Annotated in this window: 10 protein-coding genes; 6 read left to right on the forward strand and 4 right to left on the reverse strand. The window is 63.1% G+C overall.

Features of this window, described 5'->3' with window-relative positions:
* Positions 1-10 precede the first annotated feature (10 nt).
* The 3 genes from V1278_RS02195 to V1278_RS02205 all read right to left on the reverse strand — a co-directional run bounded on the left by V1278_RS02195 (position 11) and on the right by V1278_RS02205 (position 2,005).
* Positions 11-754, reverse strand: a complete 744-nt coding sequence (locus V1278_RS02195) for a polysaccharide biosynthesis/export family protein (RefSeq protein WP_334384079.1) — start codon at positions 752-754, stop codon at positions 11-13.
* Positions 755-906: 152 nt separating this feature from the next.
* Positions 907-1,563 carry a peptide-methionine (S)-S-oxide reductase MsrA gene (gene msrA / locus V1278_RS02200; protein WP_334379556.1) on the reverse strand — a complete coding sequence of 219 codons (657 nt, stop codon included), beginning with the start codon at positions 1,561-1,563 and terminating at the stop codon, positions 907-909.
* A gap of 124 nt (positions 1,564-1,687) precedes the next feature.
* Positions 1,688-2,005 carry a hypothetical protein gene (locus V1278_RS02205; RefSeq protein ID WP_334365961.1) on the reverse strand — a complete coding sequence of 106 codons (318 nt, stop codon included), beginning with the start codon at positions 2,003-2,005 and terminating at the stop codon, positions 1,688-1,690.
* A gap of 373 nt (positions 2,006-2,378) precedes the next feature.
* Between V1278_RS02205 and rpsT the strand changes: the two genes are divergently transcribed.
* Positions 2,379-2,645: a 30S ribosomal protein S20 gene (gene rpsT, locus V1278_RS02210; RefSeq protein ID WP_028347803.1), complete on the forward strand. Its 267-nt coding sequence runs from the start codon at positions 2,379-2,381 to the stop codon at positions 2,643-2,645.
* Positions 2,646-2,666: 21 nt separating this feature from the next.
* Here the strand turns inward: rpsT and V1278_RS02215 are convergent, their stop codons facing one another.
* A complete protein-coding gene (locus V1278_RS02215; RefSeq protein WP_334365960.1) occupies positions 2,667-2,849 on the reverse strand; it encodes a hypothetical protein in 183 nt (60 codons plus the stop codon).
* Positions 2,850-3,968: 1,119 nt separating this feature from the next.
* On the opposite strand from V1278_RS02215, the gene dnaA reads away from it, so the two are divergent.
* From dnaA to murA, 5 genes are all read left to right on the forward strand, one after another.
* Positions 3,969-5,399: a chromosomal replication initiator protein DnaA gene (gene dnaA / locus V1278_RS02220; protein ID WP_334365959.1), complete on the forward strand. Its 1,431-nt coding sequence runs from the start codon at positions 3,969-3,971 to the stop codon at positions 5,397-5,399.
* A gap of 412 nt (positions 5,400-5,811) precedes the next feature.
* Positions 5,812-6,930 (forward strand): DNA polymerase III subunit beta, encoded by a 1,119-nt coding sequence (gene dnaN, locus V1278_RS02225; RefSeq protein WP_334379557.1) that lies wholly within the window; start codon positions 5,812-5,814, stop codon positions 6,928-6,930.
* 220 nt (positions 6,931-7,150) lie between these two features.
* The gene (recF, locus tag V1278_RS02230) at positions 7,151-8,287 is read left to right on the forward strand and encodes a DNA replication/repair protein RecF (protein ID WP_334379558.1); all 1,137 of its coding nucleotides are present in this window, start codon (positions 7,151-7,153) and stop codon (positions 8,285-8,287) included.
* Positions 8,288-8,678: 391 nt separating this feature from the next.
* On the forward strand, positions 8,679-11,117 hold the full coding sequence (gene gyrB, locus V1278_RS02235; RefSeq protein ID WP_334365956.1) for a DNA topoisomerase (ATP-hydrolyzing) subunit B: 2,439 nt from the start codon (positions 8,679-8,681) through the stop codon (positions 11,115-11,117).
* 14 nt (positions 11,118-11,131) lie between these two features.
* A complete protein-coding gene (gene murA / locus V1278_RS02240) occupies positions 11,132-12,430 on the forward strand; it encodes a UDP-N-acetylglucosamine 1-carboxyvinyltransferase (protein ID WP_334379559.1) in 1,299 nt (432 codons plus the stop codon).
* Positions 12,431-12,545 lie beyond the last annotated feature (115 nt).

The raw sequence follows: 12,545 nt of genomic DNA on the forward strand, positions 1-12,545 counted from the left end.
GCGTGGCGCTTTAGAACCAGCGCTCGCTGACCAGCACGGTATCGCCGGGGCTGATCGGGCTGCCGGGCGGAACGACGAAGCGCGACGTGCCGGACGCATCGGCGTGGGTGACCGTGACACTGTCGCGGCGGGCGCGCGGCGAAAAGCCGCCGGCGATCGCCACCGCGCGCTCGACCGTCATGTTGGGGACGTAGGGATATTGCCCGGGTGCTGCGACCTCGCCGAGGATGAAGAATGGCCGATAGGCTTCGATCTCGACGGCGACCGATGGTTCCCTGATAAAGCCGGCGCGCAGTTTCGCTGAAATCGCCGCCGCCAGCCCCGCGGTCGTGCGGCCGCGCGCCCGCACCGAGCCGATCAGCGGCATCGTGATCGCGCCGCCGGCGTCGATCGCGTAGGTGTTGGTCAGGCCCTCCTGACCATAGACGACGACGCGCAGCTTGTCGCCGGCATCGAGATGATAGGCCGCGTCGTATCGCGCGGGCGCGGGTTCGGGATAGGCGACAGGCGCGGCAACGACGGCGGGTGCCGACGCCGTGCGTGGCGCCGCGGCAAAGGCGGCGCGAAGCGCGCCAATGGCGCCACCACCGGAATCGACCGCGACCGTCCGCGGCGGCGGACTGTTGGGCTGGCCATAGGCCATCTGGTCGAGATCGCCTTGTGGTGCGACCGCAACCGGCCCGGTCGTGCGCATGCAGCCCGACAGCGCGAGCGCGGTGATGATCGCAGTGATCGGTATTCGAAACGCGCGCACAACCCGCACCTAGGCCATCCCTCAAAGCGAGACAGCTCTAGTCTTGCATCGGGTATGGTTAATAAACGGTTTTTTGGAAGGTCGAGTGCGACGACGGCGCTCAAAGCTCCCTCTCCCCGTTCTTCACGGGGAGAGGGAGAGAGAAGCAAGAATCAAGCACTCACGCCGACGCCGATCGGGCAGGACACGCCGGTGCCGCCTAGCCCGCAGTAGCCCGCCGGATTCTTGGCGAGATATTGCTGATGATAGTCCTCGGCGAAATAGAATTCGCCCGCCGGCGTGATCTCGGTGGTGATGGCGCCAAGGCCTTTCGCCGCCAGCGCCTTCTGGTACGTAGTCTTCGATGCGTCGGCGGCTTGGCGCTGCGCGTCCCCAAACGTGTAGATCGCCGAGCGATACTGGGTACCGACATCGTTGCCCTGGCGCATGCCCTGCGTCGGGTCGTGATTTTCCCAGAACGTCTTTAGGAGCTGCTCGTAGGTGATCATCTTCGGATCGAACACGACCAGCACCACTTCGGTGTGACCGGTGCGGCCCGAGCAAACCTCTTCATAGGTCGGGTTGGGCGTATGCCCGCCGGCATAACCGACGGCGGTCGCATAGATGCCGTCGCCGAGCTCCCAGAACTTGCGCTCTGCGCCCCAGAAGCAACCCAATCCAAAAACTGCCTGTTCGAGGCCCGCAGGATAGGGTGGCTGAAGCTTGCGGCCGTTGACGAAATGCGTGGTTGCGGTCGGTATCGGGGTGGCACGGCCCGGCAGCGCTTCGGCTGCGCTCGGCAACGCGGTGGTCTTGCGCATGAACAACATGGAGTACCTCCAGGCGGGAGATCGGCGGACGTGACGACGGCATCGTCCGGTCGGACTTCTATATATGTCTTTACGCTTGTTGCCGCAGCCCTGTTACCTGGCCCGAGGCCGGCGGCCGGCCAGGTTAGTCCCGCGAATAGCCGATCAACGGCTTGCGGGGCCGGAACAGGATCATCAGCAGAATGCCGACCACGCCCAGGACGGCGAAAACCGGCTGGTCCAGCAGGACCTTCATAATACTGTCCCAGAGCCAGGGTGCGTTAGCCTCGATCCAGGTCCGGAACGCAAGTTGGCTGGACTGATGGACATCGTTCCAGAACTGGCCGAACCGGGTAAACCGCAGGGTCTGGTCGGCAACGAAACGGGCCCCGTCATAGACCATGAAGATGAATCCGCCGGCCAGAAGGAGCAGGCCGATAAGCCGGAAAAAACCGCGGATCATGGGTCACCTTATATCTGTCGCCCCCAAAAGGCCGTCAGCCAATACCGGGGGCACCCCGGAAATTCAACCTCGTCAGCACCTTACGTGCCCCGTTCCGCCGCCTTTTCCGGCCTTTCGGGGAGGCCGGAAAGCGTTGACGGTGCAGGATGCGCCCTCTATAAGACCCCCAATGGCGGCGGGCGCAATCCCGCCGCCGCTGTTCTTTGAGCAGCGCCGCTTGCGGGAGCATTTTGGCTTCCGTCCATGGCATCCTCAAGAACGGCTTACGTTACGAACACCCTGGAAAATACAACCAGCGATCACGCAATTTGAACGGCCGGCGCGCTCAAGGGCCGACCACCCGAGCGATGACAGCCGAAGGATAGTTGAGAACATGGCCAATACGACTTCCGCCAAAAAGGCGACCCGCAAGATTGCCCGCCGCACCATCGTCAACAAGTCGCGTCGCACCCAGATGCGCGGCGCGGTCCGGACCGTCGAGGAAGCGATCAAGAGCGGCGACCGCAATGCGGCGCTGGAAGCAATGAAGCGCGCGGAACCAGAACTGATGCAGGCGGCGCAGCGCAACATCATTCACAAGAACAATGCGAGCCGGAAGGTGTCGCGCCTGACGCATGCGATCGCCAAGCTCGCGAAGTGAACTGACAGAAATAGATATTCGTCAAAAGCCCGGCGCCGCCGGGCTTTTCTTTTTCTGCCATACCGGCGCATGAGCACGAGCACGAAATTCATTTTCGTCACGGACGTGCACCCTGTTGGATTTCGGACACACACCAAAGGCCGCGCGCCGGATCAACCGTGACAATTCAATTGTCTCGTTGCTGAGCGCCGGCTTGCGTGTCATATTTCGGGCACCCGTAGTTTTACGAGGTGCAACTTATTGCACCATCGTTGCCGTGCGCATTTGCGCGAAGTGCGATCGCGGCGGCTGACCTGATCAGACAACACCCGCCTCTCCGCCGGCATCGCCGCGCGAGTTACCCTGCAAAAACAATTCCGAAAAGCTTCGTCTCGCTAGTCACTTATCCACATAGCGAGGACAAGCGTTTTGAAAATTGGTCCCGGTAACCAAGATTGTAACGGTTTCTTAAAAAATTTTGCGCGTGCGGCGAAAATTGTCACGATCGTTCGCGCCGCGGGATTCTCTGCGCTGATTCAAAAACTTGGTGTGGAGTGTCGCATTTGCAGTGTTGCAACACAGCCGAAGAGTCACGCGACATCGTCGAATCACGGATTGTCAGAAATCACGCTTGGTGTATTTGTTACTCGTTCGCGACGCTCAAGGCTCTCCTGACCAGCGCGGTATGAGACCCAAGAGCGGACGTGCAAATCGGCGGCGGTGTGCGCGTTAGCGACGCTTTCCAAGCGAAGCTGAGTTGGTAACTCATAGCAATATGAGGACGGTTGTTCTGTGTCTAAATTTCCCGACGTGGCGCTCACGTTTGAAGCGCGCTCCGGACAAGGGGAATAAGATGCTTGCCGACCATGCAGCGATTGGGAACGCGGAGCTCGTGAACGTGTTGAAGACGACAGACTGAGGTACGCGGCGGACGCAGCGGTCGGACAAGCGGATGTTCGGTAGCGGCAGACTGGCTTTGAAACACTGGTGATTTGGTTACTCGCCGCGCGCTCTCGCGGCGAGAGGGGGAGGTACTATGCTTTACGAAATCAACGCGACATTCGGCACGCTTATTTCCATCGAGACCGCTTCAGAATTCCTGAACAACGTTTTTGGCCGTCCCCCTACGCGAGCTCCACACCGAGCGTCGAGTACGCGCTGACCTCGCGGCAGCCTTCCACTCCATCCAGCCTTTGATCTGTGCAACGGCGATTCCGCCGAACGTTAGATCTGTGTCTGGTGGTTGAAGCGCCGCGCCGAGGTCAGGTCTGGCAGGAAACCTGCAAAGGTACCGCCAGCCGATTTCACAAGACACCATTACTCATTCAGAAAAGTTCTCAGGCAATGACAAATACGGAACAGGATCGCTGGTCGCGCGTGAAGGGGCGGTTGCGGACGAGTGTGGGCGAGGACGTCTACACGAGCTGGTTTGCGCGCATGGACCTCGAAGGCGTGCAGGACGAAAGCGTCCGTCTGTCGGTGCCGACCCGCTTTCTCAAGAGCTGGATCCAGGCGCATTACGCCGACCGTGTCCTGACCTGCTGGCAGGCCGAGATGCCGGAAGTACACCGGATCGACCTCACCGTGCGCACGGCGATGCGATCCGCCGCGCCCGTCAAGGAACCGACCGCGCCGGCCGATCAACGCCGTATCGAGCAGATCAATGGCCGGCCCGCGCCTGAACTGCGCGCCACCGCCACTGCGCCGGTGTCCGCCAGCCATGATGCGCTCGGCGGCTCTCCGCTCGACCCGCGCCTGACCTTTGCAAGTTTTGTCATCGGTCGCTCGAATACCCTCGCCCACGCGGCGGCTCGCCAGGTTGCAGAAGGCCGCCGCGGCGATCCCGTGATGTTCAACCCACTCTACATTCACGCCGGCGTCGGCCTCGGCAAAACCCATTTGCTGCAGGCCGTGACATGGGCCGGCAATTCGGGGAACGAGCGCAAGGTGCTCTATCTCACCGCCGAGAAATTCATGTACGGCTTTGTCGCTGCGCTGAAGACACAGACGGCGCTGGCGTTCAAGGAGGCGCTACGCGGCATCGACGTGCTCGTGATCGACGACCTGCAGTTCCTGCAGGGCAAGTCGACCCAGGCCGAGTTCTGCCACACGCTGAACGCGCTGATCGATGCCGGACGTCAGGTGGTGATCGCCGCCGACCGCCCGCCGTCCGATCTCGAGAGCCTGGACGACCGCGTGCGCTCGCGGTTGGCTGGCGGTCTCGTTGTCGAGATGGGCTCGCTCGGCGAGGAGCTGCGGCTCGGCATCCTGAAATCGCGCGTCGCAGCAGCCCGCGCGCATCATGCGAGCTTCGATGTGCCGGAGGCAGTGCTGGATTATCTGGCGCGCACCATTACCCACAACGGCCGCGACCTCGAAGGCGCCATCAACCGCCTGCTCGCCCATTCCAAGCTCAACGCCCAGCCGGTGACGCTGGAAATGGCCGAGCGCGAAGTGCGTGACCTGATCCGTCCGCAGGAACCGAAGCGGATCAAGATCGAGGACATCCAGCGGGTTGTCGCCCGGCAATACAATGTCAGCCGTTCGGATCTCTTGTCATCGCGGCGGACCGCGAACGTGGTTCGCCCGCGCCAGGTGGCGATGTATCTGGCAAAGACGCTGACACTGCGCTCGCTGCCCGAAATCGGCCGACGGTTCGGCGGACGCGACCACACGACGGTGCTGCACGCCGTGCGCAAGATAGAGGCACTGGTGGCCCGGGATATCGCGCTGTCCGAAGAGGTCGACTCTCTGAAGCGGCAATTGCAGGAATAGCGCCTATGGCGTTTTCGAGCGAAGCATGTCCTCGGACTTGATCCGTGGATGGTTACCGGTTCGCGTGAAGAAAACGCGTCAAAACACGAATCTAGAGCATCGGTTCTAATTCAGTCAGAGCCGATGCTCCAGCAGGGAACAGGATCTGGCTCCTCCCCAGCCTCTCCCGCCCACCCAACTCGGGTAAACCCGAGTTGGGTGGGCGGGAGAATTTTTTTCTGGCGCCAATTTTCGCCGCAAAAGTGGGGGAACGGCGGCCTGCCTCCCTTGCACCGGCGCCCCATCCGCGCCACCTTGCGGTCCCCCCGGGGGTTTGATCAAATCCGGTCCTGATCCGGCTTTTCGGGTTTCCTAATGCCGCGGCGCTGCCTTGACGGGCCGCCCGGCTTTTCCATCTCTGGCGGATATTGCAATGAAGGTCACCGTCGAACGCGCGCAACTGCTGAAATCGCTGGGTCACGTCCATCGCGTGGTCGAGCGCCGCAACACCATTCCGATCCTCGGCAATGTGCTGGTCCGCGCCGAAAACGCCAGGCTGTCGCTGAAGGCTACGGACCTTGATCTCGAGGTGACCGAAACGCTGGCGGCGGAGACCGGAACCGCCGGCTCCACCACCGTGCCGGCGCATATGTTCTATGACATCGTCCGCAAACTGCCCGACGGCGCGCAGATCGTGCTGGAGGCCGACGGCGACCGCTCGGTGATGGCCATCCGCGCCGGCCGCTCGCGCTTCACCCTTCAGACCCTGCCTGAAAGCGATTTCCCCGATCTCGCCGCCGGCGACATGACGCATTCGTTCTCGCTCGCGGCTGCCGACGTCAAGCGCCTGATCGACCGTACGCAGTTTGCGATCTCGACGGAAGAGACCCGCTATTACCTCAACGGCATCTACCTGCACACGGCCGGCAGCGCCAAGGCCGCGACGCTGCGCGGGGTTGCGACCGACGGACATCGGCTGGCGCAGATCGATCTGGCGCTGCCCTCCGGCGCCACCGGCATGCCCGGCGTGATCGTGCCGCGCAAAACGGTGGGCGAGGTGCTGCGGCTGATCGAGGACAATGAAGCCGAGGTCAAAATCGAGCTGTCGCAGGGCAAAATCCGCTTCACCCTCGGCAATGTCGTGCTGACCTCAAAGCTGATCGATGGAACCTTCCCGGATTATGGCCGCGTCATCCCGCAGAACAACGACAAGGAACTGATCGTCGACAAGAAGGATTTCGAGGCGGCGGTAGATCGCGTCTCGACCATTTCGAGCGAGCGCGGCCGTGCCGTAAAGCTGGCGCTGTCCGCCGGCAAGCTCGTGCTGTCGGTGACCAATCCGGATTCCGGCAGCGCCACCGAAGAGCTCGAAGTCGAATACGCCTCCGACGCGCTCGATATCGGCTTCAACTCGCGCTACCTGCTCGACATCGCCGCCCAGATCGAAGGCGAAGTCGCCGTGCTCCTCCTCGCCGACCCCGGCTCGCCGACCCTGGTACAGGACAAGGACAACAAGGGCGCACTCTACGTGCTGATGCCGATGCGGGTGTGACCCCTTCTGGTGACACGCGCACTGATCGTCCCGCTCCTCTTGGAGGAGAGGGTGGCACACGACAAGAATCCAACTGTCATACCCGCGAAGGCGGGTATCCAGTAATCGCCAGCCTCAGTGGAAAAATCGAGCAGCTCGGCGTACTGGATCATCCGCCTTCGCGGATGATGACGACAGAGGTTGCCGCCATTTTTCTGAATCTTGGCAATGACGAGTGGCTATGACGCCGTCCCGTATCCATCGGCTCTCGCTCACGCATTTCCGCAATTATCGCGCGGCGAGCGTGCAGGTGCGCGGCGATATGGTGGTGCTGGTAGGGCCAAACGGCGCCGGCAAGACCAATTGCCTGGAGGCGATCTCGTTTCTGTCGCCGGGACGCGGCCTGCGGCGCGCGAGGCTGGAGGATGTCGCCGACAATCAGGGCGACGGCTCCTGGGCGGTGTCGGCCGAGGTCGAGGGCGCGCTGGGGCTTGCCACGCTCGGCACCGGCATCGACGCGCCGGGAACAGAGGCCTCGTCCAGCCGTCGCTGCCGGATCGACCGCGAGCCGGTGGGTTCGGCGGCCGCGTTTGGCGATCATTTGCGCATGGTGTGGCTGACGCCGGCGATGGACGGCCTGTTCCTTGGTGCGGCCTCGGAGCGGCGGCGCTTCTTCGACCGCCTGGTGCTGGCGATCGACAGCGAGCATTCCAGTCGCGTTTCCGCGCTGGAGCGCTCGCTGCGTTCGCGCAACCGTCTGCTCGAAGTGCGCAATTATGACGACCATTGGTGTGACGCGATCGAGCGCGAAACTGCCGAGCTGGCGGTTGCGGTTGCCGCCACGCGCGGCCAGACGGTGACTAGACTGGCGGCGATGCTCCGTGAACGTGGCGCGGCTTCGGCCTTTCCGTCGGCGCAGATCATGCTCGACGGCTGGATGGAGAATGCGCTGGTCAATGAATCCGCAACCGCCGTGGAGGATCGCTACCGCGATATCCTGCGCGCCAGCCGCGCCCGCGACGCCGCCGCCGGCCGCACGCTGGACGGGCCCCATCTCACGGACTTGCAGGTGATCTACGCACCAAAAAACATGCCGGCCCGCGACGCCTCCACCGGAGAGCAAAAGGCGCTGCTGATCGGGCTGGTGCTGGCCCATGCCACGCTGGTCGCCGAGATGACCGGGATCGTGCCGCTGCTGCTGCTCGACGAAGTCGTCGCGCATCTTGATCCCGTCAGGCGCAAGGCGCTGTTCGATGAACTCGCAAAGCTCGGCGCGCAGGTCTGGATGACCGGCGCCGATCCGGCAGCGTTCGTCGACATCGGCGAGACCCGCGAGATTTTTGACGTCGAGTCTGGCCAGGTGAGCCGCCGCAGCTAGAAGCTATTCAACGCCTCTTACCCTCTGATGCCTGCCCGTGGTGAAGGCGAGGTCAATTGGAGGGCTAACCCGGGATCGCTGTGGACGGCGGACAACGACTACGAGCTGCCGCACCGCCTTCTCTAGCAGGTCCGCAGCAGACTGCCATTTCCCATCGCGCGGCGTCCAAAAATCCGACGATCGGGGGCGCTGAGTCTGCCCCCGAATCGCGCTTTTCGGGGCCTCCAGAATCGGCCCTTGGAGACCTTGAAAAAGGGTAAAAAACCACCATTTATTCAATAACTTGCGTACAGAGAGATTGCGCTAGGCGCGGTGCCTGTTTCATGGCACAAATAGACTAATCAGCGCCTCATATTGCGCAGCTGATTCGGGACACCCTCGAAGGCCTCACATGACAGAACCTGCCCGGCGGACCCCTGCCGACACTGAGCATCCCATTCCCGTTGAATATGGTGCGGAATCGATCCGGGTGTTGAAGGGCCTCGATGCCGTTCGCAAGCGGCCGGGCATGTATATCGGCGACACCGATGACGGTTCCGGCCTGCATCACATGGTCTACGAGGTCGTCGACAACGCCATTGACGAAGCGCTCGCGGGCCATGCCACGCGCGTCGACGTGATCCTCAACGCAGACAATTCGGTGACCGTGCGCGACGACGGCCGCGGCATTCCCGTCGACATCCACAAGGGTGAAGGCATTTCCGCCGCCGAGGTCATCATGACCCAGCTCCACGCCGGCGGTAAGTTCGACCAGAATTCCTACAAGGTATCGGGCGGGCTGCACGGCGTCGGCGTTTCCGTCGTCAACGCGCTGTCGAGCTCGCTGAAGCTCAGGGTCTGGCGCGACGGCAAGGAGCATTTCGTCGAGTTCGCCCACGGCGACGCGCTGGCACCTTTGAAGGTGGTCGGCGAGGCCGAAGGCAAGCGCGGCACCGAGGTCACCTTCCTCGCCTCGGGCGAGACCTTCAAGAACATCGAGTATGATTTCGCGACGCTGGAGCACAGGCTGCGCGAGCTCGCGTTCCTCAATTCCGGCGTTCACATCATCCTCTCCGACATGCGTCACGCGGTCGAGAAGCGCGAGGAGATGCGCTACGACGGTGGCGTTGAGGAGTTCGTCAAATATCTCGACCGCAACAAGAAGGCGATTGTGCCTGTCCCGATCATGGTGCGGTCGGAATCCAACGGCATCGGCGTCGAGGCGGCGCTGTGGTGGAACGACAGCTACCATGAGAACGTGCTGTGCTTCACCAACAACATCCCGCAGCGTGACGGTGGCACCCATCTCGCCGGTTTCCGCGGCGCGCTAACACGCCAGGTCAACGGCTATGCTGACGCCAACGCGAAGAAGGAAAAGATCGCGCTGACCGGCGACGATTGCCGCGAAGGCCTCACCGCCGTGCTGTCGGTCAAGGTGCCGGACCCGAAGTTTTCGTCGCAAACCAAGGACAAGCTGGTGTCCTCGGAAGTGCGCCCGGTGGTCGAGAACGTCATCAACGAGGCGCTGGCGGCGTGGTTCGAGGAGCACCCGGCCGAGGCCAAGGTCATCGTCGGCAAGGTGATCCAGGCGGCGGCCGCGCGCGAAGCCGCCCGCAAGGCGCGCGAACTGACGCGCAAGAGCCCGCTCAGCGTTTCCTCGCTGCCCGGCAAGCTCGCCGACTGCCAGGAGAAGGATCCAGCCAAGTCCGAACTGTTCATCGTCGAGGGCGACTCGGCCGGCGGCAGCGCCAAGCAGGGCCGCAACCGCGAATTCCAGGCGGTGCTGCCGCTGCGCGGCAAGATCCTCAATGTCGAGCGCGTCCGCACCGACAAGATGCTGTCGAGCGAGCAGATCGGCACGCTGATCACCGCGCTCGGCACCGGCATCAGCGACGACTTCTCCGCCGACAAGCTGCGCTATCACAAGATCATCGTGATGACGGACGCCGACGTCGACGGCGCCCACATCCGCACGCTGCTCTTGACATTCTTCTACCGGCAGATGCGCGAATTGATCGACCGCGGCCACCTCTATATCGCGCAGCCGCCGCTCTACAAGGTGACGCGCGGCAAGTCCGAGCAGTACCTGAAGGACGAGCGGGCGCTGGAGGATTACCTGATCGCGACCGGCCTCGATGACTGCGTGTTCAAGCCGGCGTCGGGCTCGGAACGCGGCGGGCGCGACCTGCTGTCGCTGGTGGAGGACGCGCGCGTGATCCGCGGCATCCTGAACAATCTGCACAGCCGCTATAACCGCAAGGTGGTCGAGCAAGCCGCTATCGCGGGCGTGCTCAACCCGAGGATCACCGGCGACATCGCCACCGCCAATGCCGCCGCCGATTACATCGCCAGGCGTCTCGATGCGCTGGCCGACGAGGTCGAGCGCGGCTGGATCGGCCGTTTCACCGAAGGCGAAGGCTTCTTCTTCGAGCGCACCATCCGCGGCGTCAAGGATGTCGCCATCATCGACGACGCCCTGCTCGGCTCCGCCGACGCCCGCAAGCTCGACGACTATGCCGTGAGACTTCAGGAGGCCTATCCGAACCCGACCGGGGTGTTGCGCCGTAAGGATACGGAAACCGCCGTTTATGGACCGGTCAGCCTATTCGAGGCGATAACCGACGCCGGCCGCAAGGGCGTGGCGCTGCAGCGCTACAAAGGCCTCGGCGAAATGAACCCGGAACAGCTCTGGACAACCACGCTCGATACCAACGAACGTTCGCTGCTGCAGGTGAAGATCAAGGAGGTCGACGAGGCCGACGACATCTTCACCAAGCTGATGGGTGACGTCGTCGAACCGCGCCGCGAATTCATCCAGGATAATTCGCTCAGCGCCAATGTCGACGTGTGAGGCAGGACGCGCCCATGCCGCCCATTCAGTATATCGTTGAAGGCGGCCACCGGCTGGCGGGAACAATCGAGCCATCCGGCAACAAGAATTCTGCGCTGCCGATTATCGCGGCCGCCCTGCTCACCGAAGATCCGGTCACGCTGGAAAACGTGCCGCGCATCCGCGACACCGAGACGCTGGTTGAATTGATCCGCTCGGTCGGCGCTTCCGCCGAATGGCAGGCGCGCAATACGCTTGCGATCCACGCCAAGGAGGTCCGCGCCGCCGATCTCGATCCTGAACTTTGCGCGCGGATCCGTGCCTCGATCCTGCTGGCCGGGCCGCTATTGGCGCGCTGCGGCGAGGTGGCGCTGCCGCCGCCCGGCGGCGACGTCATTGGACGCCGTCGTCTCGATACGCATTTTCTCGCCTTTGAGCAGTTAGGTGCCACCGTCACCGCCACCCACCGGCTGGAATTCCGCGCCTCCCGCCTCGAGGGTGCCGACGTCTTTCTCGACGAGCCGAGCGTTACGGCCACCGAGAACGCGCTAGTCGCGGCGGTCGCCGCTCACGGCACCACATTCTTGCGCAACGCGGCCTCCGAGCCGCATGTACAGGACCTCGCGCATTTCCTCGTAGCGCTCGGCGCCAAGATCGAGGGCATCGGCACCAACACCATCATCGTGCACGGCCCGGCGACGCTTTGCGGCGCAAGCTATTCGATCCAGCCCGACCATATCGAAGTCGGCTCGCTGATCGGACTTGCCGCGGTGACGCGCTCGCCGCTGCGCATCGCCAAGGCCGGCGTCGAGCATCTGCGCTCCATCCGGATGGGATTTGAACGGCTCGGCATCGTCTGCGGCGTCGAGGGCGACGATCTCGTGGTGCCCTCGGGCCAGACCATGAAGATCCATGATGATTTCGGCGGCCATGTGCCGAAGCTCGAGGACCAGCCGTGGCCGGCCTTCCCGGCCGACCTGATGTCGATTGCGATCGTGACCGCGACGCAATGCGACGGCGTCATCCTGATGTTTGAAAAAATGTTCGAGTCGCGGATGTTCTTCGTCGACAAGCTGATCTCTATGGGCGCCCGTATCGTGCTGTGCGACCCGCACCGCGCGATCGTGGCCGGCCCGAGCCGGCTGCGCGGCGCGCCGATGACTTCGCCCGACATCCGCGCCGGCATGGCGATGCTGCTGGCGGCGGTCGCCGCCGAAGGCACGTCAACGATCAACAACGCCGACCAGATCGAGCGCGGCTACGAGCGCATCGAGCAGCGGCTCAATGCGCTGGGCGCGCGAATTACCCGAGTTCCGGCACGCGACGGCCACTAGAGCCTTTCGGTTCTGATTGCATCAGAACCGGGCTCTAGATTCTTGTTTTGACGCGTTTTCTTGACGCGAACCGGTTTCCACCCCGGACCAAGTCCGGGGCGGCTTTCGCTGGAAA

This window comes from Bradyrhizobium sp. AZCC 1577, assembly GCF_036924575.1.
Classification (GTDB): Bacteria; Pseudomonadota; Alphaproteobacteria; order Rhizobiales; family Xanthobacteraceae; genus Bradyrhizobium.